At 37.4% G+C, this 26,453-nt stretch carries 21 protein-coding genes; 10 read left to right on the top strand and 11 right to left on the bottom strand.

Annotated elements, in window-relative coordinates:
* Window positions 1-212 precede the first annotated feature (212 nt).
* The gene (locus LUA91_RS15420) at window positions 213-2,276 is read left to right on the top strand and encodes an AAA family ATPase (protein WP_231427008.1); all 2,064 of its coding nucleotides are present in this window, start codon (window positions 213-215) and stop codon (window positions 2,274-2,276) included.
* A 1,002-nt stretch (window positions 2,277-3,278) separates the two neighbouring features.
* On the opposite strand, the gene LUA91_RS15415 is transcribed toward LUA91_RS15420, so the two are convergent.
* From LUA91_RS15415 to LUA91_RS15400, 4 genes are all read right to left on the bottom strand, one after another.
* Window positions 3,279-4,475 carry a GIY-YIG nuclease family protein gene (locus LUA91_RS15415; protein WP_231427007.1) on the bottom strand — a complete coding sequence of 399 codons (1,197 nt, stop codon included), beginning with the start codon at window positions 4,473-4,475 and terminating at the stop codon, window positions 3,279-3,281.
* Window positions 4,468-6,456 (bottom strand): DEAD/DEAH box helicase, encoded by a 1,989-nt coding sequence (locus tag LUA91_RS15410; RefSeq protein ID WP_231427006.1) that lies wholly within the window; start codon window positions 6,454-6,456, stop codon window positions 4,468-4,470. Before LUA91_RS15410 ends, LUA91_RS15415 begins: the two co-directional genes overlap by 8 nt.
* Window positions 6,457-6,601: 145 nt before the next feature.
* On the bottom strand, window positions 6,602-8,236 hold the full coding sequence (locus LUA91_RS15405) for an RNA-binding domain-containing protein (RefSeq protein WP_231427005.1): 1,635 nt from the start codon (window positions 8,234-8,236) through the stop codon (window positions 6,602-6,604).
* A gap of 2 nt (window positions 8,237-8,238) precedes the next feature.
* On the bottom strand, window positions 8,239-11,052 hold the full coding sequence (locus LUA91_RS15400; RefSeq protein WP_231427004.1) for a DNA methyltransferase: 2,814 nt from the start codon (window positions 11,050-11,052) through the stop codon (window positions 8,239-8,241).
* A 193-nt stretch (window positions 11,053-11,245) separates the two neighbouring features.
* On the opposite strand from LUA91_RS15400, the gene LUA91_RS15395 reads away from it, so the two are divergent.
* The 6 genes from LUA91_RS15395 to LUA91_RS15370 all read left to right on the top strand — a co-directional run bounded on the left by LUA91_RS15395 (window position 11,246) and on the right by LUA91_RS15370 (window position 15,825).
* Entirely contained in the window at window positions 11,246-11,545 is a 300-nt protein-coding gene (locus LUA91_RS15395; protein WP_231427003.1) for a helix-turn-helix domain-containing protein, read from the top strand.
* The gene (locus tag LUA91_RS15390; protein WP_231427002.1) at window positions 11,542-12,729 is read left to right on the top strand and encodes an AAA family ATPase; all 1,188 of its coding nucleotides are present in this window, start codon (window positions 11,542-11,544) and stop codon (window positions 12,727-12,729) included. Before LUA91_RS15395 ends, LUA91_RS15390 begins: the two co-directional genes overlap by 4 nt.
* A gap of 97 nt (window positions 12,730-12,826) precedes the next feature.
* Window positions 12,827-13,747: a BT4734/BF3469 family protein gene (locus LUA91_RS15385; protein WP_231427001.1), complete on the top strand. Its 921-nt coding sequence runs from the start codon at window positions 12,827-12,829 to the stop codon at window positions 13,745-13,747.
* A gap of 147 nt (window positions 13,748-13,894) precedes the next feature.
* On the top strand, window positions 13,895-14,254 hold the full coding sequence (mobC, locus tag LUA91_RS15380; RefSeq protein WP_231427000.1) for a plasmid mobilization relaxosome protein MobC: 360 nt from the start codon (window positions 13,895-13,897) through the stop codon (window positions 14,252-14,254).
* Window positions 14,251-15,195 carry a relaxase/mobilization nuclease domain-containing protein gene (locus LUA91_RS15375; RefSeq protein ID WP_231426999.1) on the top strand — a complete coding sequence of 315 codons (945 nt, stop codon included), beginning with the start codon at window positions 14,251-14,253 and terminating at the stop codon, window positions 15,193-15,195. Before mobC ends, LUA91_RS15375 begins: the two co-directional genes overlap by 4 nt.
* 21 nt (window positions 15,196-15,216) lie before the next feature.
* Window positions 15,217-15,825, top strand: coding sequence for a hypothetical protein (locus LUA91_RS15370; RefSeq protein ID WP_231426998.1), 609 nt, complete (start codon window positions 15,217-15,219; stop codon window positions 15,823-15,825).
* Between the two features lie 129 nt (window positions 15,826-15,954).
* Here the strand turns inward: LUA91_RS15370 and LUA91_RS15365 are convergent, their stop codons facing one another.
* Entirely contained in the window at window positions 15,955-17,178 is a 1,224-nt protein-coding gene (locus LUA91_RS15365; protein ID WP_231426997.1) for a hypothetical protein, read from the bottom strand.
* 61 nt (window positions 17,179-17,239) lie between these two features.
* Window positions 17,240-18,121, bottom strand: a complete 882-nt coding sequence (locus tag LUA91_RS15360; RefSeq protein ID WP_231426996.1) for a HEPN domain-containing protein — start codon at window positions 18,119-18,121, stop codon at window positions 17,240-17,242.
* Window positions 18,122-18,243: 122 nt separating this feature from the next.
* Here LUA91_RS15360 and LUA91_RS15355 point away from each other — a divergent pair, with 122 nt between their 5' ends.
* Complete coding sequence (locus LUA91_RS15355) at window positions 18,244-18,651, top strand: helix-turn-helix domain-containing protein (protein WP_231426995.1); 408 nt, start codon at window positions 18,244-18,246, stop codon at window positions 18,649-18,651.
* An 11-nt stretch (window positions 18,652-18,662) separates the two neighbouring features.
* Here the strand turns inward: LUA91_RS15355 and LUA91_RS15350 are convergent, their stop codons facing one another.
* Window positions 18,663-19,097, bottom strand: coding sequence for a very short patch repair endonuclease (locus LUA91_RS15350; RefSeq protein WP_231426994.1), 435 nt, complete (start codon window positions 19,095-19,097; stop codon window positions 18,663-18,665).
* 188 nt (window positions 19,098-19,285) lie between these two features.
* On the opposite strand from LUA91_RS15350, the gene LUA91_RS15345 reads away from it, so the two are divergent.
* Together LUA91_RS15345 and LUA91_RS15340 are read left to right on the top strand one after the other, a co-directional pair.
* Window positions 19,286-20,854, top strand: coding sequence for an AAA family ATPase (locus LUA91_RS15345; protein ID WP_231426993.1), 1,569 nt, complete (start codon window positions 19,286-19,288; stop codon window positions 20,852-20,854).
* Window positions 20,855-20,858: 4 nt separating this feature from the next.
* Window positions 20,859-22,277, top strand: a complete 1,419-nt coding sequence (locus LUA91_RS15340) for an LlaJI family restriction endonuclease (protein ID WP_231426992.1) — start codon at window positions 20,859-20,861, stop codon at window positions 22,275-22,277.
* Here LUA91_RS15340 and LUA91_RS15335 read toward each other — a convergent pair.
* The 4 genes from LUA91_RS15335 to LUA91_RS15320 all read right to left on the bottom strand — a co-directional run bounded on the left by LUA91_RS15335 (window position 22,274) and on the right by LUA91_RS15320 (window position 26,414).
* Window positions 22,274-23,512 (bottom strand): DNA cytosine methyltransferase, encoded by a 1,239-nt coding sequence (locus LUA91_RS15335; protein WP_231426991.1) that lies wholly within the window; start codon window positions 23,510-23,512, stop codon window positions 22,274-22,276. The two genes, LUA91_RS15340 and LUA91_RS15335, sit on opposite strands and share 4 nt — an antisense overlap.
* Window positions 23,502-24,572 carry a DNA cytosine methyltransferase gene (locus LUA91_RS15330; protein WP_231426990.1) on the bottom strand — a complete coding sequence of 357 codons (1,071 nt, stop codon included), beginning with the start codon at window positions 24,570-24,572 and terminating at the stop codon, window positions 23,502-23,504. Before LUA91_RS15330 ends, LUA91_RS15335 begins: the two co-directional genes overlap by 11 nt.
* Complete coding sequence (locus LUA91_RS15325; RefSeq protein ID WP_231426989.1) at window positions 24,565-24,897, bottom strand: helix-turn-helix domain-containing protein; 333 nt, start codon at window positions 24,895-24,897, stop codon at window positions 24,565-24,567. The genes LUA91_RS15330 and LUA91_RS15325 overlap by 8 nt, the downstream gene beginning before the upstream one ends.
* A gap of 317 nt (window positions 24,898-25,214) precedes the next feature.
* Window positions 25,215-26,414 (bottom strand): PD-(D/E)XK nuclease family protein, encoded by a 1,200-nt coding sequence (locus LUA91_RS15320; protein WP_231426988.1) that lies wholly within the window; start codon window positions 26,412-26,414, stop codon window positions 25,215-25,217.
* Between the last annotated feature and the right edge of the window lie 39 nt (window positions 26,415-26,453).

The raw sequence follows: 26,453 nt of genomic DNA, 5'->3' as shown, positions 1-26,453 counted from the left end.
CCTAGGAATTACTTAGTATTGAGGCTCCGCTATTCATATCGATTGAGGCATATTTACTGTGGTATTTCGTTTACCAACATATTCAGGAGATGGAAAAAGATTCATGAAATCATACAATAGTCCGTTTATGTATCAGGATATCAAGATTGATAATTATTTTCTCTTTACATCAATAATCCTTAGATTATGCCCAATAACTTTCCGAATTACGCATGCACAACCTTAGACTCTTAGACCATTCAGAATCCAACCCAAAAGTAGAGGAATTTTACAGCGGGAACAACCAGTCACTTTTTTTAGGTGGCATAAAAGACCTCAACATCATAGTTGGTGCTAACAATACCCGTAAAAGCAGGTTTATGCGCACTATTATCCGTATTTCACACAAGGTAATAATTGAATCTGCTACTGACATTAACCAGCAAATCCATAAAGCAGGGGAATTGATAGATGAACTAACAGAAGTTTCAAAAGATTTTGGAGTTGGCCTCATCCAGTTTGATCCAGTTTCCCTCAGCAATGAAGAATCTGCAATCATATCAAACTACTTACAAAACAGCAGCGCTGACAGGAAAACATTAGTTGCAGAAAATCTGGCCGAGCTTATCAAGTCGATCACACAATCGTATCAGACGGCACTCGACGAGGCAAATTTTGACACTGGAGTTTATAAATTAAAAACCCTTAATATCCTTTCAAGGGCAATGCTTTATCTGTATAAACATTTCAGCAATCATGGGAACAAGATTGTTCACAAAAATTCTTACCCACAAGATAACCTCTTCCAGTACCTTGTCGGTAACTTCCCACATCATGTACTTGGTAATGAAATTATAAATCTTGCTGAATTAATTAGCTGTATTGAGAAAATCAAAGCATGGTCAGATCACTACGAAAGCCTCATCATTCATAAATACACCAAAAACACTTTATATATCCCTGCGCTGCGTACCTCCAGAAAACTTAGCGGAACAAACGGAACTGATATATATCAGGAAACCATCAGAGAGAACTACTTTAAAAGTGATGAAATAAGGGTGCAGATAGAAACCGGCCTTAAACTATATGAGAAAATTGATCTGGCAAGGAACGGTAACCGCGAAGACATCCGGAATTTTCACGCTTTTGAAAAGTTCATTGGCACCACTTTTTTTGGTTCAGAAGACATCCACATCATTCCTTACAGAAAAAAAGGGAATGAAAGTGATGGGATAAAAATAAGTATACCGGGCGAAATCGAAAATGTTTACATGCATGACCTGGGTGAAGGCGTACAGGCAATCATTAACCTGCTTTTCCCCATTTTCACTGCATCCCCTCTGCAATGGATATGCATTGATGAACCTGAAAATAACCTCCACCCGGGTTTTCAAAACATATTTATCCGGGCAATTACCCAGAATGAATACCTGAAAAACAAAAACCTGCGTTATTTCATCAATACCCATTCCAACCACATCCTTTCTGAATCCTTTTTATCCGGCAGTGACCCTGCAATATTCGTTTTTTCAAAAAGGGATGAAAAAGCTTCCAATATCTCACATTTCAGCCAGAACGAATACCAGACTTTAGAGCTGCTTGGGGTGATGAATACCTCGGTACTCATTACTAACTGTAGCGTCTGGGTTGAAGGGGTGACCGACCGTTTCTACCTCCGGGCTTTCCTGAATGCTTTTTGCAAAACACTGGAACAGGATGATTTCATTCCCAGCGAAGGATACGACTACAGCTTTGTGGAATATGGCGGCAAAAACCTTGTCCATTACGATTTTGATAAGAAAGGGGATGATAACATCGCGGCCTATTTCATCAACTCCAATGTATTTCTATTGGCAGACAATGACTTTGATCCCTTAAGACATGAAAAATACAGCAAAATCAATAGGCCAAATTTCAGATATGAACAGACTGATCTCCCTGAAATTGAAAACATTATTCCTGATAAAATCCTGAAAGACTTCCTTTTGAACCACCTGGGTTGTGACCCCATTAGTGTCAATCCAATATTTCCAATCACAAACGTCACAGACAAAATGGGTATTATTTTCAACGGCGTTAAAAAGAAAGGAAAAAAAGTTGTCATCCAGGCTAAATCTGGCGGAACTTTAAAAAGTGATTATAAATCAAAACTCTCTCAGTATGTTTATGAACAGATCATAAAAGGAACCTATAGCTGGGCTGACCTGATGGAAACACCTGCACTCGACCGGATCATCCGGGAACTCTACAATTTCATTAAAATCAAGGGGCGGGTTAAGGTAACTGAAAGCCTTTAATTTTCCCGACTTAAAGCTAGATCATACTAAAAAATAAAAGCAAAGGAATTCAAAAGAGTCCCTGAAAGCATCTAACCACATATTAATTTATCCCGAAAAAATAACAGCAAAAAATTAATTTCACTTGCCTCTTCAGGCGTTTTACGCAAAAATTTTGTTGATTGATTAACCCAACTCAACTTAGAAATAATTGATAACCAATCTTATTCGGCATTTTTCCAAACAAATTTCGAATGAAATACTATAAAAGCGATAATCAAGCAAAAAAATGAACTAATTGGCTAGAGTAGTTGATAGTTTGTTTTTACATAATGGTGTATATTTAACCATCCCAATTCTGCTAATTATCATGAACTCATTAAGAAATATTTAGCAAGAGATTTAGGGTGACTAAAAGTATCTTTATATATGTATCAAAAGATTTGACATTGAATGTTCGTTTTGTGAGACAATAACTAACAGGAAATCTTTAAGCCCTATCAAAAATCGACCGTTTTGTGAGATTGTAATGGTAAGTGGCAATGTACCCTTGAAGACTTCTAAAATTTATCATTAAAGTTTACACAAGCAACATAAAATCTTCTCACACTGGTTCCCAATCATATTAGCGTGAAGATTCTGGAGAGAATTAAAATTTTTCACAAATTCCTTTGTGAAAAAAATCGTGCTGGATTTCAATCACAGCGCTTAAAAGGGAGATTCTCAAACTCGCCTCCAATTATGTTAATATTGCTTTTTGGAGAAAGGAATATAATTTTTGGAGAATTAAATTTTTTCACCCACAGAATTTCATAGAAAAATGTCGTTTTTTTAGCTGATAGCGCCGAAAAATAAGGACAACCGAGCCATCAGTGTCTGAAGGTTAGTAAAGAATTTTTGGCAAAAGAGTTTCCGAAGTAATGAAAGAGTTTTTACCTGAAAGAGAGATTATGGCTAACAAAGCCAATAAGGTATACTTAGGAGGATGAATATAGTCATGGCTGTTTAGATCAAAACATGGTGCTATTTTAAGACCACCTTTTGTCTAATATTATCATATCTGAAATTAGCAATAGATTTATTTAATATCAGTTTGATTACTTCATCGATTACGTTTAATGGGGCACAGAACCATTCTCGAGGTATAAATCTATTTTTCTCCTTATCGTACAAATCGATATCTAGGCAAACCTCTGCAAAAAAGCGGTGCAATAAAGACTCAAATGCTCTCACATTTAAGCTGTAACAATTATATATCGCTATAATTTCAACATCTGCAAAAAGATAAGTCGCTTCTTTAGAGGCCTGTTGTAAACGTTCTTTAATAGGTTTTTTTGAAAAACCAATTTTATACAAATTTTCTAATTTGTTAATTTCAGGATTTTCAGATTTGGATTTCAAAACGTAGATCCAGCCGCTTTGAATATCGTCCTCTCGTAAACCTGCATTATGTTCAAGTTGTTTAAAGATATTTTCATCAGTATTGGTAACAAGCTTTCCATTTTTTTGAATTGCTTTTCCTAATGAACGAAAAAACATATTTGAAACAGTTCCATTCTCGAATATGGTGAGGGTACGACCTTCAATGCGTAACCTATCGCCAGATTTATTTTCTTTTAAAACTTTTTCAGCTTTAGAAATTTCCAAATAGGCTAACAATCCATCTACTAAATAATAATTACCTTCAATCAGATTATCTTCTGCATTATAGAAATCAACAAGCTTTCTTTTTCCTTCCTTTATATCCTTGTGTACCTGTTGAAACATGGTTTCATATTTCTTAAACTCTTTTTCCGGTAATGATTTTCTTTGAGCTATATAATCTGCATTAGCCCGGTTCTGACCTTTTGGTGTATATTTGAATTCAAAAATGGACTTATCGCCATCGTTGTCTAATAGCCCAAAATCATCATCATTTAAAATATCTTCAATCGACTCAACCGGTGTAGCTGTTTTTCCAAGCAAATTATTGCGGTCAAAAGTTTTTAATATACTTTTCTTTTCTTCATTATTTCGAAATTCCTTTAAGCGAGCATATAAAGAGTACTCTGACATAGGCGATGTAGAAGGTTCTCTTTTATTTTTTTCAAAAAAGCTATTAATTTCTTCAAAAGAATCAATCAGGCGATCCTCATCCGTTCGGATAAAGCTCCTGTTCTCTTTTGATTCTAATAAACCAAAAACATCATCATTAAAAATGTCTTCTAAATTGTTAGCCATTTTGATTTTTTCTACGTTTTGCTTCTTGCAAAAATAATAAAGCTTGGGCTAATCTTAGCTCTTTTTGATCATATGAATTAATATCGGGAGCTTTTCCTGTATTTGTTTTCCAACGTTTTATTCCTTCCCAAGAAGCAATTGCTTCTTCCTCAGTCATTTCAAACTTCGTTATGTTGATTGTATCTTGAATTGATTTAAGAACAGTTGTAGTTACACTTTTTGATAGAATTTCAAATGCTTTTTGAAAGGGATTAATGGTATCTATTAAATCAATGTGGATATCATCAATATTAACAAAACTACCAGCCATCCTTATAAATTTTTTTGAACCATGCTCTTCTACTTCGCCATTCTTGATTACGGAATCTAACACTACATATTGTCGAACTGCTTCAACATCATCCTCCGGTAAATCAGGATATATCTCACGGATAATTTTAGGAATTAGTACTTTATTAATTACTTCTGGCTCCAAGTTTCCTGGCAATGCCTTTAACACGGTATCATCTTGAAGGATCCTGGCTTTTAAATCATTTAAATCTGTTTCAATAATATCCTTCGCTCTTTGTGATGTAGGTTTTTTATATCCTCTAATTTTGATGGTGTTTTCATCGAGTTCAATATCATCTTCATCATCCTCCATTGCTTTGAATTTAAAATTAGGAGCTAATACCTGTTCCATCAACAAGGAGGCAGTGATGGCTTTAAGCATATTATTTACTGCTAAACGAACGTCATCATCCACTGCATCCGGTCTTGCAATTAAATTTGTAAACTGGGCATGAGTTTTATTATTACTGTCTCGAGTGGCTCTTCCTATGATCTGAATAATTTCAGTTAAGGATCCTCTATAACCAATAGTTAGCGCATGTTGGCAAAATGGCCAGTCAAAACCTTCCTTTGCCATGCCTAATGCGATGATCATATCAATATCCTCAGATGTTTTGACACCCCTCAAATAAGCTACAATCTTATCTCTTTCTTTTTGATTGTCATTTACCAAATCTGCAATTTTAAGAATGCGACCCGACCTTTTGCTTTTTACGTACAGGACACCTGTTTCTGTATCTTGATACTCTAATTCTCCGATGCAGTCAATAACATGATTTACTTCCTCGAACTTATCTTTAGATGATTCTGCTGAATTGACGCTGGGGATATGAATTATTGTTTTCAGATTCTCGTCCAAGACCTCTTCTAAGGCTGACATTTTTCTTTCAGGTTGCACCTTGTAATAGCGACCCTGATAAAAATGATAGCCGATCCCTAAAGATTTCAAGTATTCATAGCCATTTAGCTGGTCATAGTAATTGTAGGTTACTTTGATGAATTTTTCTTCATCTTCCGGCAATAGCACTGGCACACTATCTCCACGAAAATAGGAACCTGTCATTGCTAAAATATGAGCATTAGAATTGGTCATTATTCGGCGCATCACATTACCCAGAATGTTATCTCCATCAGCAGAAACGTGATGGAATTCATCGATCGCCACCAAGCAGTTGTTAAAATCAGCCTCAGATAATTTTTCAAAAGCAAAACGGAGAGTGGCATGTGTACATATTAATACTTTCGAATCAGAATTCAAAAATTCAATAAAGGTTTTTACTTTCGATTGATCACTTCCAGGCGAACATAGATTAAACTGTTGGGAAAGTTCCCAGTCTGCATAAAATCCATATTTCTTGAGTTCATTAGGGGCAAAAGAGTTTCCAATGGAGCGTTCTGGTACGGCTACAATCACCTTTTTAATGCCTTGATTAATTAATTTATCCAACGCAATAAACATCAGCGCTCTAGACTTTCCCGATGCAGGTGGTGCTTTTAGTAAAAGGTATTGAGCAGATCGTGCATCATAAGCCTTTTCCTGCATTTCTCGCATTCCTAATTCATTAGTAGACTTACTTTGCCCTGTCTGGGCATAATTTACATTGACCAAATTAATAGGTTTTATGTAGGCTCCGGTGGTATCTTGTTCCATCTTTTGTCTAAAGTTCGTCTAAAAAAATAAATATTTTAATTTTTTAGACGATGTAAATTATTGTATTTCAGTTGTTTGAAGTGTTTTTTAGTGATTTTGTTGTCTAAAATCCGTCTAAATTTTGTCTAAAATTTATTTAGCAAAGCTATTTAGACAATTTCCAGATATTACCTAGCGGCTCAATTTCTCCTGACCTCCTTAGTGCTTGCAGATTATTCTTTACCTTGTTTTTTTTCTGCTTCTCATCTAAAACATCAGGAAGTTTATCTAATAATAATTTATCAAAGTCCTTTTTTGTGCCCTCTTGAAATTTTTTCAAGTAATCAATTATCATCTTTTGACAGTAGTCATCATTAATCCCCCTTTGTTTCATATAACTGGCCTTTTCACCTGTTACAGATGCAACATTGGAAGAAATATGATAATTTGGTTTCCGTCCTTCAATTAATTTTTTTGATTTTAGAACCTGGGCTTCACTGTCGCTTAAATTCTTTTGTTTTGCTACTTTATCTAGTAGCATAATATCCTCTAAAGAAAGACTGGGCATCTCTGCTACTTTACGAGCGTAATTAATATCAACAACTTTTCCAGCAATAGCTACTTTTACTCTGTTGTTGGATAGATCATAATCTGGTAAGGGGAAAAACTTTTTCCTCTGAATATTATACATTCTTTTAATTCCACTTCCTATAGTATCAATCATGTTGAGATTAACCATAGCTCCAACCAAAAAGGTATTCCTGTATTTTGGTTCAGGAGATTCAGATGTTACAACCTCTTCCACACTATTTGGTATAAAGTGCCCCGAGTTTGTAAACGATAAGATGCCATCTTCATTTTCTACTACAATAATTTTTCCACCTAAAGAGTAGTCTTGATGTGCGATACAATTATGTAATGCCTCTCTGATTATATAAGGGTCATATTGGTCTACTTCTTCGGGAAATAAAGTTCCAGATTTAATGTAGCGATATTTAAGGTTTCTAATTTTTGAACTGACCTCCCCCACAGAAAGTATAAAAGGATTAAAAAAGTGTTCGTAATCTTTTTCAAAATTGTCCTTATCTTTTAAAATCCAAGTTATACGTGCGGTAGCAGGATTTATAAAATGTTCTGATTCTGGCTTTCCTAAAAGAAGAATTGCTGTATTCGTGATCTTCCCCTTAATAGTGATTTTCGCTTTGTCCAAAAAAACTTCGTCACTCCAGCTGTCTATTTCACTTTTAAGTTTGGAATTTTTCTCTTTGTACTGAGTTCTTGCAAAATTGATAGCGTCTTTTGAAAGATCATCTATGTTAGCTCTTTCAATAATCTTTGCACTCCAATCTTGGTGTGTTATCTGTGCTCTAATGGTTTCATATTCAATCTGGTTTAAAGCACCCAGGCTTTCACCATCTCTGCCATAATAATGACCTTTCCAAGAAATTGGTTGACCTAAAGGGGCAGCCGGAATTTGGAACATAAGTATTCTTTTACCATCTTTTATGACTGTATGAACATTGATAAAAGTAGATCTTGGCGAAGTCTCACGCGCCATTTCTAATTTATATTCATTGACTTCCTGGTCCCTAATAGAAGTTCCCACTATGCTTTTGTCATCTTTAACCCCCATAACAAGCCAAGCATCTTGAATACCTTTCAAGTTTGCCTCATTTGCTAATGCAGAAAAATACTTCCCTAATTTATCCTTGTCGTATCTGGTATTTGCCTCTTTGAACTCAACTACCTCGCTTTCAGTAGTCAGATTTAGTAGGTTATCTAAAATTTCTTCTGTAGTCATGACTAATTGTTTTTTGCTTTTTTAGCTTTTTTCTCCTTGGCAAACAGCGTGTTTTTTTTTGACATTTCATCATAAAGCTTAAACAAGTATTCTAAGCGTTCCTCATTCGAATTAAAAGGCGCTAGTCGATAAATGCGTTCTATTGCATCATCGAGGTCTTTATGAGCTTGCTTTAAACTTTTCGGCATCGTTTCAGGATTATACATCCAAGCCATTGTTTTTTCGGGATATTTAGCCCTCTCATCTAAAATATCGAATACATATTGATTTATGGTCTCTTTCTGTTTTAGATTGATACTAGGAAATGGAAAGGTATTGTAACACAATTTTGCTGAATAGCGGTAACGGGTCTCCAATTTTCCTCCAACGGCATCTACCCAAATCATGTGCATCTTTGAATGTAATACGCCAAAGAGCCAAGGTGGGGCATCATAAACTGCCATTGCGGAATTTAGAATGACATTACTATTAGGCAGAAAACCTAAAGGGATATATTCTCTTCTTTCTGAGGATGTGGATGGAACAATTATAGCGCTATCAATTGCCATATTTCTATCCCTGAATTGATGTGCCTTTGAAGCTAATTTTTGAGTTCCTGCATCTTTGCTTTCCAATCGGTGATTTTTACTGGTGTTGACCTTATTTTTTACAAACTCATTTTCTAAAGCCTCTTGAAGATCACCATCTTCGATCCATAAACAATATCTATTAATTCCGTTAATGAACTCCGCAGAACCAACCAATCTTTTGATAAATTTTTCATAGCCTGGATTTTTTCTTAACAAGTTACTTCTTTCTTCTTCACTTAAAATTAGGCCACCCCCATCATTGGGCATATTTCCAAAATTCATTTTCATAAATCCAGATATGGATTTCATTCTTTCCGCTATAGTTATGTTTGGTGCATCTAGTAGGTAGGGGTTTATGTTTTTTGCTTGCTTAGAGATCGTTTCTGTAAAAATATATTTTGATTTCGTTGAGGTGTTTCGCAGCCCCACGATAATAACTGTGACACCGGCATTTCCTTTTGCATTATTAGTCCACTTGAAGGAAAGATGAGCAAAAGAAATTTCGGTATTATCCCTTAAGATTTTATCCCAAAGCAAAGCAACTTGTTGCCCCTGTGAAATCGAATTTGTTGACACAAACGCAACTTGAGCATTAACACCTTCAATATATTTTGAACCTTTGTAAAACCATATAGAGATATAATCTAAATCTCGAAACTTAGTAAATTTATTAAAAACGAAATCCATGTCAAGTTTTTGTTCATCATCTTGAACACGGGCACCAAGGTATGGCGGATTTCCTATTATATAAATTTCGTCATCTTCTTTTTTGGGACAGACACTATCCCAATTAATTCTCGCAGCATTGCCAGCGGTAATATTCCCTGCCTGCTTTAAAGGTAAAATTGGTTTCGATTTCCCATAGCCTACTAACTCAATCTCAAATACTTGATTCATTTGGTGTTCTGTTAGCCAAAGTGAAAGGATTGCCATTTCGTGAGCGAAATCTTTAATTTCTATACCATAGAATTGTTCAAGGGAAATTTCAGTAAAATAGATTTTACTCTGCGCTCCAGTGAAATTCATGTTGGATTGTGCAGCCGGAACAATCGTTTTCGGCTGACTCGTATCAAATCCTGTTTTTGATTGTACACTGGGAGTGTTATATATTTCACTTACATTTAAATCAAGCAGTTGTTTAATAATCTTAATTTCCAGGTTTCTTAATTCCTTATAAGTTATAATCAAGAAATTACCACTACCACAAGCAGGGTCAAAGAATTTAATTTTAGATAAGCGAACTAAGAGTTTATCTAAAGCTTTAGGGTTTTCCTTATTATTTTCGAATTCTTCATATAGCTCATCCAAGAATAGGGGCTTAATTAGTTTAAGGATATTGATTACTGAGGTGTAATGCATTCCTAAATTGTTTCTTTCTGAAGGATCGGCAACAGCCTGGATCATTGAGCCAAAAATATCTGGATTAATTTCAGACCAGTCTAACTCGCCAGAGGCAATGAGAATTTCACGGGCTTTTTTCGAAAACCTTGGACATTCAATTTCATCCCTAAATAAGCCTCCATTCACATAAGGAAAATCATTTAAGTAGGACGGGAAATCATGTTTTTCTGGAGGGGAATTTAATTTTTTGAAAAGTAAGCTGAGAAAATCACTTACATCTGATCCATTTTCATCCGTATTATTAGCCAAAGTCTCTGTAAAAATACTTTTTGTTTCAAAGATCTCCGTATCTTCTGCGAAAAAGCAAAACAATATTCTGGATAAAAACAGATTTAGTTGATGGCTTCCTTTTGCAATCCAGTCAGGATTATCTAGTACCAATAAATCGTAAAGTTCACCAAGCTTATATGCAGCTTCCCGATCTATTTTGTTGTCACGACTTACACGATAGATTTCAGCTCCAGAGAGGGGTAAGAAGAAATCAACCTGACCAGCTAAATCTGTAATCAGAAACTCTTTGTTAATTTTGAGTTTTGTGTCGGTAGCTACAAACGTATCAAAGTCGGTTACGACGATGAAACGAGGTTTGTTTTTTAGAATCTTTTCATTTTTTGATAACTCATCGATTGTATTCAATAAGTGCATTGAATCCTCTACCTTAAAGAATATTTTACTTTTGTAGAATAATTCGCCTTCAACTTTAGAGAGGTTATAATCTCCTTTCTTCAAGCGTGTAACTGTAGTTTTCGATAAGCCAAAAGAAAGAAGGAATTCATAAATGAAATTTTCTTTATCTATGCTTTTAGAAATATTTTGTAGTTGTTCTTGAATTTCCGATTTTTTCATAAAAAGTAAGGAGAGCCTTAATTGGCGTATAAAGATACAAAAATACTATTCGCCCTTAAAGAGCATTTCTCTAACTCAAATTCTAGAATTATTTATCTTTTTTTTAAGGGTGGATTTTCATTATCATTTTAAAAAAATGAGACTATCCTAAGGTTTATCCTAATGAACATTGTGCCATTCAATTACAAAAGGTATGGCACAAGTTTTAACAAGTTATTCGGATTCAGAATTCAAGGAAGTTCTTTCCGAACAAGTAAGAGAGGTTTTTGGTGAACTCTTTAAAAATACCAAGTCATCCGGTGAAGAACCGGAGGAAAAAATCAGGTATAAAACACGCGAGGAAACTAAACGTCTTTTAAACGTTTCTCTCACAACACTCTATTATTGGGAAAAAGCGGGTATTCTGATCCCGCACCGAATTGGTAGGCGAGTATTATATTCTATTGAAGCATTAGCGGCTGCAGTTGAAAAACAGAAAGGGCATTCTATATGAAAAATTCAGTTGGAATAAATGCGCTTTCTGTTCACAGGAACAATAAACTTATCGCAGATGCCGAAAAAAATCAACTAATAGAAGGTATCGAAAAGGTTGGTTTTTTTTCTGGTGCTGATCTTTTTCGGCGAAATATTCTCGAATTACCAAAAATGCTGGGTGAGTTGTTTCCAAAGGTTGGCTTAGTTTTACTTGCGGGTAGTTCAGATACTGGAAAATCAATTTTCGCAAGAGACCTAATCCTCTCGCTGGTTTTAAATAAAAATGAGTTTATAGGTTTTTCTTTTTCAGAACAACTTTCCCGTAAGGCAATTATCGTATGCACCGAAGATGATGATCTCGCCATCAGTTATTTAATTCGGAAACAGCTTAAAAACCAACCTGAGGATTTAATTATCCGGTCTTTGGAAAGCCTTTACTTCATTTTCGACGCAGATAACCTGATTGGCAAATTAGAGAATATTTTAGTTTGCCAGCAAATAGACATCATCAAGATTGATACGCTGGGTGATTTGGTTAATGATATCAAAGACAATGGAGAGGTAAGGCATGTACTTAGCTCTATGAAGCGGCTTGCCACAACCTACCAATGTTTAATATTGCTGATGCATCACACCAATAAGCGGACAGAATCTCTTATCCCAAATAAGAGCAACGTGCAGGGAGCCGGAGGACTTGAGCAGAAGTGCAGATTGGTACTGGAATTAAGGAATGATGTCTTCGATGGTAACTTGAAGCATCTCTCCGTACTCAAGGGTAATTATCTTGGGTTAGAGTTTAAAGGCTCAAGTTTCGTATTGGAGTGCGACCCTTTGACGCTGACCTTTTCCAATACCGGGAGAAGGGTTTTATTTGATGATCTTATCCATTCACGGGACAGTCACGTAAGCGAATCAAAGAAAGTCCTTCAAAATTATGATGCAATAGACAAGGATTTGCTCAAAGTTCTTCTCAAATCCATCTTTGTTAAATTTGGTAATGGACTTCTCCGCTCACAACTAAAACCCTTGCTAGCGGAAGGACTTAGAAATTCATTTGATCTGGATCAGAGTCCAGGCATGAATAAGGTCAGTGATTTGATTACCAGATTACAAATTGACAAGATCCTTTCCAATCCGGAAGAGGAAAGCCTTCGCGGAAAGGCAGCGATAATTAACCTGAATCCAGATACTGAACTGAACTGAATGGCTACCTAAAGGTAGAGCCATTTCAGTTTAGTTCATTAAGTAAACTGGAACGGCAAGTGGAATGGCCATTCTATTTCAGTTCCAAAATTCTTTTATGAGAAGTTTGAGAACAGCCTGGTGCAGTATTTTTGAGAATAAATACAGTACCTCTCCAAAATCAATTACTTTATTTGATGCTTTGTCAACGTCTTGGCAAGCTGATATTTTAAGCGAAATCCGACAATGTGAATATAAGTCCCCTAGGCAGCAATACTTAAAGGGAAAGTTATTAGCAATTACTCCGTGTAGCCAGCAACTCGGCGGACGAGGTGAGCGCTTTCATCATAGCCATAGTGGTTATCTTGCCTTTGATGTTGACGGTCTTGGCGAGAGGCTCGATAACATATTTAAGAGGATTATTGCAATACCTTACATAGCCTATTGTGGTAAATCAGCAAGCGGAAATGGATTATGGGGTTTGATTCCTATTGAGTTTGTTGAATTTCACAAGGAACATTTTGACGCCATGGTTCAGTATTTTTATAGTTTGGATATTACCTTGGATACTGCACCAAGAAACGTGGCCTCATATCGTTTTCTGTCCTTTGATCCAAATGCTTTTTTTAATGACGAGGCAGTCCTGTTTAAAAAAAGACTTTTTCCCGAGACTGTAGTTAGCAGGCTATTAACTGGTCAGCTTAGGTCTGGTATGAATGGAAATATCTGGCAAGATTTTAACAGTCAAGCCGATAAGGATATTATCAATACTATCCTATTGAATGCCGGTTGGAAATGCCACAGCCATAAAGGTCCAAGGATTCGGTACACCAGGCCTGGAAAGGAGGTTAGGAATGGACTGAGTGCAGAGTACCATACAACTTTAAGAACATTTTTTGTATTCAGTAGTGAAGCTCCTGCGGCACAATTTTTCATAAATAAAAAAGGTGGATCTCCCTGCGATATTCTTATTCATTATGCTGCTTATGGAGATCGGAAAAGGGCATATCAGATTTTAAAATCATTAATTAAACAGTAGAATATTAAGCGGTGATTGACTTGGCGTTTTGAGGGAGCAAGTTTGTGTTTTTGCTATACAAAAACCTTTTCCGCTACGGCGAAAAAGAACTTGCCTTTTTACTCCCGATGGTCGCAAAAAGTAGGTGAAGAAAAATTAAGGAACATTTTGGAAGAACTATTAAATGTCGGAAAGTCTAAGGGGGGCAGGCCGGTAAAAAAGATAAAACGAGAAAAAATCATTATGGTTAGATTGAGCAAAACGGATCATTTTATCATTGAGGGAAAGGCTAATAAGGCTGGGATTAAAATCAGTGATTGGTTTCGCCAGGCAGCTAAAGCGGGAAAGGTTTCACCAAGAATAAGTCCTGAGGATTTGAAGGTATTCAGGATACTTGCAGGAATGGCAAACAACCTGAACCAGCTTACCAAGCTTTCTCATGAGCAAGGACTATTGGTGTTCCAGAAAAAGTGTAGGGAGTTGATAGGTGAGATACATGAATTGATTGCTAAGTATTTCAGGGAATGATAGGAAAAATTGTAATTGGAAAAAGCTTCGGTGGTTGTGTTCGCTATGTAGTAAATAAGAAGGATGCAGAGATTCTTCATGGGGATGGGATCAGGATGGATAAACCAATCCTCATTGTAAGGGATTTTGATTTGCAAAGAAAGATGAATCCTGAGCTTTCAAAAGCGGTAGCCCATATTTCCCTTAGCTGGAGTGAAGTTGATAGAGATAAATTGAGTAATGAAAATATGTTGGCAATGGCAATGGAGTATTTGAAGCTCATGGGCATAAGAAATACGCAGTTGCTTGTTGTCCGGCATAATGATAACCATCACCCCCATTTACATATAATTTATAATCGGGTGGATAATGATGGCAAGACAATTTCTGACCAGTTCCAGTTTAAAAAAAACGTTTCGGCCTGCAAAGAAATAACCGTAAAGCATAGGTTATTTATAGCAAAGGATAGAGACAAAGTTAACAGAAAAGCGCTTAAAGGAAGCGATAAGATCCGGTATCTGCTTTTTGACCAAATCAAATCAGCAAAAAAAAGTAGTAAAGACTGGGAGAGCTTTGGAAATAAACTAGCCAACGCCGGTATTGAAATGGTTTTCAAATATAAGAAGGGTAGCAACGAAATACAGGGCATTTCATTCAAGAGCGGAGAATATATTTTTAAAGGTTCTGAAATCGACAGGTCGCTAAGTTATGGTAAACTCAATGCCTTTTTTCAGGATATATCTGTTCACAAGGATTCTACCAAAATAAACTTACTAGAAAGGGAATTTAGTGAAAGTTCTCTTGGCAAGGGGACGTTTAGTGAATCCTCTAAACTGACTGAAGTATTGGAAATTCTGTTTGCGCCTACGTTCTCGCCGATTCAAGCTGAACCAGAGCCCAGAAAAAAGAAAAAAAGAGGAACCGGTTATGATGAAGAACAAAGTCAGGGAAGAGGCAGGTAATTACAAATTAAAGGCAATCTTATGGAAAACATAAATGAAAAGTTAGAAAATATAGAAGAGATCATGGATCTGCTTATCGGTCAGCTGAAATTCCAGGATGAAAAGTTATCGGCTATTATTGCGCATCAGAATTTGCAGGCGGATGAGGCGATTGCAATTACTACACCTAATGGAGGAATCATGCCTTCTATTGATGAGCTTAAGAGATTTGCAATTTCGATGAATGTGTTAAAGAAAAAAATAGAGCAGTTACCCGAATCGTTTAACGTAAAGCACCAACATCACTATGAGATAAAATCAAAGTTCTATTTTGTTGGTGCAATAATTATTTTTCTTATTGTTGCAATTTCCTTAGGAAGTTCCATCTTTTTAATCTTAAGGAATAGCGAGCTCAAAACCGAATCAGATAAATTTAAGGTGATACGCGGGGCCTATGCAGAGCTCGCTAATGAAATTGACGGGCATTACCTGAAAGACAAAGAGAACCTAATGAAAAACGCTGATCTCCAAATCCATCAGCAGCAGGTATTAATCGAGGCAAGTTTAAAGGAAGCCAAGGCAAAAAAAGATTATGAAACGGCACGGAAATCAAAAAAGAATTTAAAGGATAAGCAGAAAAAAGCTAATTGATAATTACCAACCACGCATTTGTGGCCTGCAAATCCTGCCGCTCAACCCGACCCAGGTTTGCATTTTACATCTACGAAAAAAATCCTGCCCATTCTAAAATTCCAGAATGGACAGGCATTTGGTGTAGGACTATCTTTTGGTTAAGCCATAGGTTTGTGCAATTTGTTGAACAAAGGTCCTCAAGTGGGTATCATAATGTTTCTTTAGTACAGGCAACCGAAAACTTATTTTCGAGAAATAAGATACGATTTCAGCATCAGCCATCGAACCTAACAAGTAAAACGTCATCGGCTCCTTTTCTGCAGCAGCAAAAAAGAACATGTTAAACATTGTCGCAAAATTGAAGAGCCTGCCATTCACCATAAATTTCAGGTCAAGGAAATAGTAGTCGCATTTGTCGATAAGAAAAAATTTGAGTTGAGGTATATCTGCTGCAACCTGACAGAAGCGAATATCTTTTTTTATTGGCTTTCCTCTAATATATCTTAAACCATAAATCCATTGATAGCACATGAAACGTTCGTTTATCATTAGCGGAAGTGCACTTTTCCAAAGATCAAACTGAAGTTTTTTTCTTTCAGAAAAGGTTCTGCTATAATTTTCGTCCTTGTGGTTTTTCATTCGAAAATAGATAGAGTTCTCCCACATTTCTTCACAAATGTCGTTCAAATTAAGCTGCCCTGAATTGAGCTCGAAATCGTCTGATATCGTATTACTGTTTAAGTATGTCAATAATGATTTGAAATTTCTTTTGTCATTATTTAGGGTTGCCGTAAAAGGAGTGAGTAGGGTTAATTCTTTTTCTTCATTGTATATCTGGTGTAGGTTCAAGGGATCTAAAATACAATATGCGATAACTGGTGTATCATTTTCTAATGAATCCGATAATTGTGGTTCAAGAAAAATATTTATTCTTGCCTCATTTTTTAGCGGAATAATGGGAAGTGAAACTCCCGGTTTAAAAAGATTTCTAAACTGCTCTTTGAGTTTAATGGTTAGGCCCTTACTATTGCTCACGATCTTCAGATATTTTGATGTCCCTCTATCAGCATCAAAGAAATCCGGATAGTAATAATCCTCAAAGCTTTTTTCATGATAAAACCATAAATATTTATTTAGAAAAAAGTAGGCATATCTGCTTAAATAAAATTCATCTGTGTCGACGCTGCAGCTGATAAGTAAATGATGCTGCGTTACTTTCATGAATACCATTTCGACATCTTCTTTTTCGATACTGATAGACGCGGTAAGTATCTCGTTAACAAAACCCAGATTTTTTACTCTAACAGAAAGGTAGCCGCGTTTTGGTGGCCTGAATTCCGAAAGTGAATCCAGAGTTTTTCTTTCTAGCAATCGAGTTCCTTTTTTGAAGGGGAGTTTAAAATACCTGTAAAAAGGCATATCGGGAGTGAAATTATTCAAAACCTACCTCCATTTCTGTTTGCTTCTCGTTTTGGAATTTAAACTCAGCTATTTTATTGGTGCAAATCTTTTTGGTGAGTTCGAAGAATGCATATGCTTTTGAAACAAGTTTATCAGCATCGCCTGAATCAACTTTAAAAGTATCCTTATATCTTGCCTGGGAATAGCTCCTTAGTAAAATTTCAAATAATAAAAGATCGTCTTTTGTAGTTCTAAAAAGATTGGAAGGTTCTTCTGAAAAGCAACAGCAGAGATCTAGTTGACGGCCTAAGTGATGAATATCTGATCTGTAAGCGAGATTAACTCTGATCAATGCAATGGTACATTGTTCGATGACTTGGTGGGTCAAAAAAACGGCAATGGCATAATGTTGATTGGCATAACTATCTGCTGCCGCGTCCAAAAAACCCTGAGCTAATTCTATTCTGTGCTCAAAGTGCCTTTTGGCCTTTTCAAAGTTTAGGCTTGGGTCAAATGGGATTTCAATTTCTTGCGCCAGTATTCCTGTGTTATTATAGAGAATCTTTCCTTCATTTAATATCGTGATGAAAAATCTATTGTTTTTTCTGATGCATTCATTTATGGTCTCAATTCCATGGGAAAGTATAGTAATCTTGCCTTCGCTAAAGTGAACCCTGCAAAAATCCTGTGCTTCATGTTCATTTCGAGTCGATGTTTCCATTATCATTAAAATAAAGTGATGGGGCTCTTGTATATGTGCCTCATCTCCAAAGCATCCTGTTTGAATCTTAGCACTAATTATGGTACTAAAAGAATAAATTTTAGATGGTTTGAACTTTTCAATTAGTGATCTGAGTAACCTATCAAGGTCAGCGGTTATGCGTTTTTCGGGGCTTAATGTTGATTTTATCATAGCATTATAATTTGTCGTTGCTAAGATCTTGGTCAATTCCATTGTACCGAACCATCTCGTATTGTTAAATACATTGGTTTGGTTGTTTTTTACCAAAGAAAAAATTTAGGTATATTTGGTTTATGGAAACCTCTGAAAAAAACACTCGCATGCACTTAGGCCGAAAAGTATCTAGAATTCGTGAATTAAGAGGGATGAAGCAGGATACTTTAGCTTTTGAGTTGGGTTTAAGCCAACAGGCCATTAGCAAGTTAGAACAAAGTGCAGAAATAGAAGATAAGACATTAGACAAAATAGCAACAGTATTGGGTTTATCCTCTGAGGCAATTAAAAATTTCAGTGAGGATGCGGTATTTAATATAATCGGCAATACCGTCACCAACCATGATAACGGAGCGTTGTTTAATTACTATCCGTCTTTTAATCCAATTGATAAATTAATGGAATTAGTAGAGGAAAATAAAGATCTTTATGAAAGGCTTTTGCTTAGCGAGAGGGAAAAAGTTGAAATTTTACGTAGTAAACTGTAAATTTTATTTTTTTATATTCGCTTAATAGCAGAAGATGTTATTTCATTAATTAGCCCTTCAAGTGTTGAAGTTAAAGTGGCTTTTTTTAACTTACATTCCCAGATAATAATAACTTTCCATCCTGAATGCCGAAGGGCAGACTCGGCATCTGAATCTCTGGATATATTTTTATAAATTTTATCCATCCAAAAATCTGTTCTCGTTTTAGGAACTACAAAATATCTGCACCCTTCGTGGCCATGCCAGAAACATCCATTAATGAATATAGCAGTACGGTAACGAGGTAAAACAATATCAGGCTTTCCTGGTAGGAACTTCGAATGAATTCTGAAGCGAAAACCCCGGCTGTGCAAAAATTTACGTACGATTATCTCCGGGCGTGTGTTCTTGCCCTTGATCTGGGACATATTAAAACTTCTAACTTCTTTGGAGTGCACATCAGCCATTTCTAAACAACAAAAGCAAAAGAATGAATGTTTGCGACGAAAACAAGACCCTACGAGTAAAAATTTAGGCTTTCAATGAGATCAAACCAAGCCCCTTCTTTTCATCTGATGGGAATTATTGTTAACTTAAACGCGGAAACGACAAGGGATATTAATGCTTTGTTATTTGGAATAACAACAAAAACCGTATGAAACAACTATACATCAGACGATTAAAAACCCAGGATAAACGCACTAGTGGTGGAAGTAATACTCTCGTGCAAAAAGAAGCTATCGACAGCGGAATGTTTCCCACTCCGGACCACACAGGTATAAATCTCAAATTTTATTTTAATAATAAGGAATATGATGTTGTATATGCTTACGGAGGACAATCGAAAAGCACAGATGTTCGTCTTAAAAAATTTGTAAGTATTATCAATGATGCAGGAGCGAAAATAGATGACATCTTCATAATCAAAAAACAGGAAAATGATACCTACGAGGTAACATTCGTGAAATCGGGAGAAGAGGGGTATAGCTTTTACGAGGGACTGCTTGGAAGGGGAACGTATGCTTTACCTGCAATAATTACCGAGTCAGCGTATGAACTTCCTGCAGATGAAAATTTTGAAAAGCTGCCTCATAACTGGCTGATTTACGGCGCGCCTGGAACAGGAAAAAGTAATTTCATCGAAGAAAAATCTTCAGTGTTTTCCGTAAACAAGAAACGTATCACGTTTTATCCTGATTACAGCTATTCAAAATTTGTGGGGAGCTATAAACCCTCCTCATACTATCGCAATTCAGCAACAGGAATAACTTATCATGAAAAAGCGACAGATACTCGTAATCATCCCCAATATATAAATGAGCCTGTAATTGATTACCGCTTTGTTCCGGGGCCATTCATGGACGCTCTTCTTGACGCCTACAAAGGGCTGATAAGCGGCGAAAGGTACCTTTTGATTATAGAAGAACTGAACAGAGCAAATGCTTCAGCAGTATTCGGAGAAATATTTCAGCTACTTGACAGAAAAAAAGGAACAAGCGAATACCGAGTCCGCCTGAGCGATGAAGCAATGAATTATCTAGCAGAACAACTCAGAGAAGAAACCTACCAGGACATACTTTCAGATTTATTGAGCAATGGATTATACATTCCATCCACGCTATACATATGGTCGACGATGAACAGCGCCGACCAGGGCGTATTTCCGTTAGATTCAGCGTTTAAACGCCGTTGGGAAATAAAATACTTGCCGCTGAACGCCAACGAAGATAAACTTCCTGCAGCTGAGCTTGAGTTTGGCGGTAAAAAATATAAATGGAATAATATAAGACGCGCAATCAACCACTATCTGATAAAAAAAGCCGGCGTAGCCGAAGACCGGCTCATTGCTCCCTTTTTCCTGAGCCCTGAACAACTCAGCGACACTGAAAATTTAGGTGAAACTTTTAAAAGTAAAGTTTTATTATACCTCAAAGATGACATACTCCGTCATAAAAAAGGTTTTTTCAACGAAGAAAATTCAAGTATATCAGCAATAGACGACAACTTTCATCAAAATGCGTACCCAGAAAAAAGCTATGACTTCTTCGCCTTGCTTTCAGCGGGAAGCGCAGAAAGCGCAGCAGAAATTATCCTGGGAGAATATGACCGCCTTACAGCGCTTGAAAAAGCACAGGAGTCGCCCCGCGCTGAAAGCGCAAAGGCGGTTACTGAGATTTCCGAAGAGGCAAATGATAAAGAGGAAGCAGGTGTAACGCAAGGATAAAGTCATGCAGGGAGCCCAGGAGATTGTTTTTTTTGAATTTCTGCAGCCCCGCCCCCTGGAAGAAATTTCAGCGGCACTGGGAAAGCTGTACCCTTTATTCCGGGACCGCAGACTAATCCGTCAGAACGCCGAAACGCTTCTTTACAGTTTTGACTATGCGGGATTTGCATCAGATGAAGATAAACTCATCATTGTATTGCCTAAATATACGCATAGCGTAATCACATCAGTTGAGGATCAAAACCAGCGCTCAGCGCTGATCACAACAGAATCAAGGAAACTGTTTCGTCTGCTCAAACGCGAAGAGGAAGAGCAGCGTGGCAAAACCCTTGAAATTGACTTATCAGATTTCATGAATGAATCTTCAACAGAAAAAACCAGTGAAATCACCCTTGCAGAATTTATACTTCAGGATTATCAGGAAAACGGAATCTGGTCCTATCAGACAAGACGACTGCAACTGGAAGGGAGTGGTGACACCGACTGGGCGCATACGGTCGCAGAAGCAGAAAGCATTTTATCTGACGGCGTACCGCTATACCTCGACACCTACAACCTGAGTGTTGAATCGGTCACTAGCAGCATCATCACCAGAATTCACAAATATGCCGTAAACTACACAAGCCGCCGTTATGGATTTCTGATGGATACAGAAATAAGCGATATATCTGACGCCGCTGAATTCATATCAGAACTTGGAGAGCCAGATTACCTCCTCTATCTTTTAGAAAAACAACTAAGCATCACCTACAGAGAACGGGAAATCATGCTCTTAAAAGCATTAGCTGAAATTATAGAACTCAAAAATTCAGACGCACAAGATGCCTTTACCCTTTACGGACGACGAGATTTTGAACAGGTGTGGGAAAGCGCCCTGCAGTATTGTTTCGGACATAACCCGCTGCTCAGAGCCAGACTTTTTCCGCTGCCTGAATGGTATGACCACAACAGTTCAACCTATTTGAAAGTAAATATAAATGATACCCAGAAACCAGACATCCTGAGGGAAATAGGTATGGGCGAAGAAAAAATGCTTCTGTTGCTGGATGCAAAATACTACCTGCTGAATTTCAGCAACAAAAAAACCTTTCCCCAGCTTTCAGACCTCATTAAACAATATTTTTACCAGGCGACCGTGACCAGGGCATCTACCCCTTACACACCCGAAACGATTCTAAATGCAATGGTATTTCCATCAGCGGAGGTAAATGAAATCAACACAGGGGGGCACGCAAGACTGGACAACGACCTGTTTGACATCAATACCGGCAACGATACAATTAAAAGACCAGTTATAAATTTTTATGCCAGTCCGGATTTCATATTCTCCAGATACATAAATTCGAGACCTTTCAGCGAAAAAGAACTCTGGGACATCATCGCCCAGGACAGGACATACCTCAGCTTACAGACCGGCAGTTAAAGAACCTCAGCAGGTAAAACAGCTGCCTCAGCATACTTATCAAACAAAGACGCTGTAATTTCAGAGATAACGCGCGCAAAAAGCGGAGGAACCGCATTACCAATCATTTTATAATTATCACCCTGTGAGCCTAAAAACTCAAAATCGTCATCAAAAGTCTGAATTCTGGCCGCTTCACGAACTGTGATAGACCTCGCCTGTGCAGGGTCGGGATGAATGTGACGCAGACCATCCTTATATAAATGCGCCGGAATGGTATTACTAGGCCTGTCCCGGCGAATGACATGATATTTATGGAATTTCGAAGCCTTTCCGGTAGATTCCTGATAAAGCCTGATAAGCGCCTGGGATGAAGTAAACTCAAAAGCGCCATTCTCAATATCCTTTGCAAGAAGTCGGAAAATAGCTATGTCCCTGGAATTGTGAACCCTTGGCGAATGATTGCTGACAAAGTCTTCTTTGCCATTCTCTACCTTGTGAGAAGCCTTTCCGGGAAGATTTTCTAAAGGAAAAATAGCAGGAAGATTTTTAAAGGCTGAGCCCGCAAGAGCAGGCTGAGCCGTTTCTTTGCTCCTCATAATTTTGTAAAAAGCACTCACTTCATCGCTGCTAGTTTCACTTTTTTTAACCCCGTAAATAATCACGCGCCTCCTTTTTTGGGGAACGCCAAACAAAGAAGTATCAAACAGCGCATCTTTACGCAAGTCCGCTGTGATATCATAACCGGCATCATTGAATGCTGTACGGATTCTGTCCGTAATTGCAATATCACCAGGTTTAGCCGAAAGAATCCCCTCCACGTTTTCGAATACAAAAGCATGCGGCCGGAAATGTTCTACAATTTTAACATAACTTTCAAAAAGAAAATTACGGTAATCATTCTTCATTCCATTACTATCCTTCACCCTTCCCGCCATTGAATAGGCCTGACAAGGCGGACCTCCAACTATCATATCCACTCTATCCTCCCCGCAAAGACTCACAAGCCCATCACTGCTGCCAAACTTCGGATCATCAAAACCATTAAGCAATTCCTCAGTACGCTGAATATCAAAGTGAACTACCTTCTGCTCGGCATTTTCATAGCCCCATCTGGATTTCAGACGCTCTCTCAAAGTTTTTACCATAGGAAATTCCCATTCCACACCAGCAATTGTATTATACCTGCCCGACTGGATAAATCCATCGGTAAGACCACCACAGCCGGCAAACAAATCGATTACATTAATCTTCATCAGCGATATATTTTTTTAACTGTTCAGCAAGCACCTTACCCAGTATCGGCGGAACCGCATTACCCACCTGACGGTTCTGATCGGTCTTATTACCAAGAAAAATAAAATTATCCGGAAAAGACTGAAGACGTGCATTCTCCCTTACTGTCGGGACCCTGTTCCATTTATAATGGAAGTGATTGCGGTGGCCGGTATCAATCGTTTTGGAAGGCTTTTTACTGTGGTATCTGGTCCATGCCTCATTGAATTTTCTGGAGTCACCAACTCCCGGAGGTAAATCTTTATGATTACCACCTTCAGGAACTAAAGAAATCACGCTTATAACATGAGGCGTATGGGTTGTACCGATATGGTTGGCGATAGAAGAATTCTTTCCCCTCATTTTTTTCTGATAATCACTTAAAGGCTTCTTATCATAGCCCATCGATTCACTTCCAAGAGAGTCCTCCAAATCAGGCAAATCCCCGATCGCCTGCTCACAGGAAACATAATTTTCAGGCTTAAACATTGCATCTGGAAATTCAAAGGTGCCAAGCTCCTTTTTCAGAGCAACAAAAAATACACGTTTCCGGATCTGAGGAACACCGAAATCAGGGGCAAACAGCAACTTGGGGTTACAGGTATAACCCATCTCCTCACATAATCGGATAACCTCTTTTCTAGCCTTTCCACCATACATGGTCAGAAATCCAGGTACGTTTTCAATAATAATCGCCTTGGGATCCAGTTTAGCCGCCAGGCGGAAAACTGAATTAAACAAAGTATTGCGGCTATCATTTTCATCACGTGTACCTGTCAGTGAAAAACCCTGACAAGGCGGACCTGCAATAATAACATCCACTTTTTCCCCTTTCACATTATCAACAATTTCATCAATAGCGCTGTCCAGATGTAAATCCAAAACAAGCGTATCTGCATTATCATGATTCGCAGCAAAAGTTTTAAGCGCCACAGAAGAATTATCTACCCCCAGTAATACATGAAAACCTGCATCCTGAAAACCATAAGAAAAGCCGCCACAACCTGAAAAAAGGTCAATTGCCGTAAGTTTTTTACTCATTATTAAAATTAAAAAAGCCCTGCTCAGAGTGACGGTCCTTTAAATGAGCAACCGTCTCTTTTGCTTTGTCCAATATTTCACCGCAGTTATTCTCCTGAAAGATTACTCTGGCAACCTGCTCACCGAGATAGTCAGTAAGCAACACAGAAGAATCGATTTCATAAAATTGAGCAACTTTCAAGACAACATCCCGCCCTGCAGTACGCTCACCCCTTTCAATTTTGCTCAAAACTGAAGTATCGATATCCAGAAATGCCGCAACTTTTCTTAGGGGTAGATCCCTGCTGACTCTCAGTTCTTTAAGAAGGTCACCAAATAATTTCATTTAGAATTTACTGTTTGGACAAAATTAGACAAATTCTCTGAGTATCGTAGAATCGTTGATAAATTTTAGCAAAAAAGAGGTTTGAAAAACCAAGCTTCACTAAGTTCGATATGTTAACGAGAATTACTATCATAATGGAGAACAGATTCCAGGCAAAGCCAGTTTAGGATACTCAATAATACTTGAACCAAAAAATATTATTGCATTATTTTCTTCCGAAAGAAACTTTTGACTGAATTCAGCGGCGAATGACTGAAGCTGTTTTAATGATAGCTGTGACATACAGAAATCTGATTAATATTCTATTTAGGACCTATTTAATTCTCTTCTTGCACCATTAATTTCGACATCCGAGCAGACGATACCAACCGCTCAAGCTCAGCTACTTTCTGAATTACCTGTGCAAACATCTCTCCATTCATAATTGCCCGCCAAGCTTCAAAGTTATTCCAGTTATCCAGTCCTTCGCTGAAAGAACGTTTATAAGGCCACCAAACATCCTGCTTTGATGTATTTCCTGGCATAATAGCAAATGCGTCTCTCAGCTCGGGTGAAATATTAATAGGAATATTTTGCTCCAGGTAGTGACATGTAAAGCCATAAATCAGGTTCCTTCTAAGTGCCTGAAACTGAAAACCGATTTTGACATGCTTCCATTCTTTTTTAGCGAGCCAGATACCGGTGTAATTGGTAAAGAGATCCAGATTATATGAAAAAATGTATTCTGTATCAGCAAAATGCAGATCGAGCTTATTACAGAATTCCTTACTCAGACGAACAAGCGTTGCATCAAGATTATTTCTTATCGTAAAAGAAGCCTGTAAATTAGCTTTTAAAATATCAATAATTTCCTGTTCCATTTGCTTATTAGTGGTCTGATTGGTTAAATGTTTGATTAAATTAATGTACTGAGTCAGGCTTTCACGAAGAATGGGCAGGACAGCAGCTTCTTTCCGACATAACTCAAGCCATGGAATGATATGTTTTCTGTAACTAATACAGTGAAAGTGTTCATCTTTTTTCAGCGAGCCATAGCTGTAAGGCTCAGGAAGTTTATCTTCAAGGGTAAGATAAAAAAGTTCAACATACTCAGCCATACCATAATACCTCAGCAGCTGGTTTTTCTGATCTCCGGCAAAAATTTTATTTTCAATTACAATATGCCGGTCATTGGCATCGCGGATAACAATATCCACTCTCCCACCTTTAAGCGATTCCCCATCAATGGGTCCGAGATTATATTCGATATGTGCCCTGCAAGAGGAAGTATCAATCTCACCCGCCTGTTTTGAGCAGCTGTTTATAAAAAGATCTAAAAATACTGTTCCCTGACCGTGCGATCCACCAGGATTAAGTAAGTCACCGATGAGTGCTGAATGCATCCTTACTTCCGAAGAATCCATTTTCAATATCCTGAAGACATTAAACTGCGCGCCGGTCAGACGGTCGATCTCCTGATACTTTGAAATTGCTGCTGAAATCTGATCAAATAAAATCTGCGGAGGCAGTTGCGGCATAGTAAACTATTTAAATGATAAACATATTGATAGATCAAT

Source organism: Pedobacter sp. Leaf250 (genome assembly GCF_920984735.1).
Lineage (GTDB): Bacteria > Bacteroidota > Bacteroidia > Sphingobacteriales > Sphingobacteriaceae > Pedobacter.
Note: the sequence above shows the minus strand (reverse complement) of the source record. Positions and strands in the feature narration are given on the sequence as shown.